The sequence below is a fragment of the Oleiphilus sp. HI0086 genome, assembly GCF_001635225.1.
In genome coordinates, this window is sequence record NZ_LWFZ01001527.1 from 1 (window position 1) to 567 (window position 567).

General features: G+C 42.9%; 1 protein-coding gene. It reads left to right on the top strand.

Features of this window, described 5'->3' with window-relative positions; genetic code table 11:
- The coding region (locus tag A3756_RS25675) for a S1 RNA-binding domain-containing protein (RefSeq protein WP_156490779.1) at positions 1 to 567 on the top strand (567 nt) is incomplete at both ends.

Genomic DNA, 567 nt, shown 5'->3' on the forward strand with positions numbered 1-567 from the left:
CTAAAGTCAGAAGGTGTTATACCTCTATCTCAATTTGTTAACGAGAGCGGTGAAGTCGAATTAAAGATCGGTGACTCTGTTGATGTTGCACTAGATGCTGTTGAAGATGGCTTCGGTGAAACACGCCTATCTCGTGAGAAGGCTAAGCGTGCTGAAGCTTGGAAAGAGCTTGAGAAAGCATTTGAAGCTGAAGAAATCGTTAAAGGTGTGATTAACGGTAAGGTTAAAGGTGGTTTCACTGTTGAGCTGAAAACTATCCGTGCCTTCCTTCCTGGTTCATTGGTTGATGTTCGTCCAGTACGTGACACGCTACACCTTGAAGGTAAAGAATTAGAATTTAAAGTTATCAAGCTAGATCAGAAGCGTAACAACGTTGTTGTTTCTCGTCGTTCAGTGCTTGAAGCTGAAAATAGTGCAGAACGTGAAGCATTGCTTGAGTCAATGGCTGAAGGTATGGAAGCCAAGGGTATCGTTAAGAACCTTACTGACTACGGTGCTTTCGTTGACTTAGGTGGTGTTGACGGTCTTCTACACATTACAGATATGGCTTGGAAGCGTATTAAGCAT